We start from the raw sequence: 246 nt of genomic DNA on the forward strand, positions 1-246 counted from the left end.
CCCGGATTGATGCAATGGCTGGCCCAAGGGTTCCATGGCGAGATGCATTACATGGCGGCGCATGGCCTGAAGCGTGCCCGCCCGGCGGAACTGGTGCCCGGCACCGTGAGCGTGATCACCGCGCGCATGGACTACCTGCCGCGCGCGATGGCGCTGGATGCCCCCGAAGGCTGGCAGGCCATTGAACTTGGCCGGCTGGCGCGACCCACCGAGGCGGTGGTTTCCGTCTACGCCCGGGGACGCGAC

General features: G+C 69.1%; 1 protein-coding gene. It reads left to right on the forward strand.

Annotated elements, in window-relative coordinates; all coding sequences use genetic code 11:
* Positions 1-246, forward strand: a 246-nt coding sequence (locus MTCD1_RS19985) for a QueG-associated DUF1730 domain-containing protein (RefSeq protein WP_200818705.1), incomplete at both ends; no start/stop codon positions are given.

This window comes from Colwellia marinimaniae, from assembly GCF_002207865.1.
Taxonomy (GTDB): domain Bacteria; phylum Pseudomonadota; class Gammaproteobacteria; order Enterobacterales; family Alteromonadaceae; genus Colwellia; species Colwellia marinimaniae.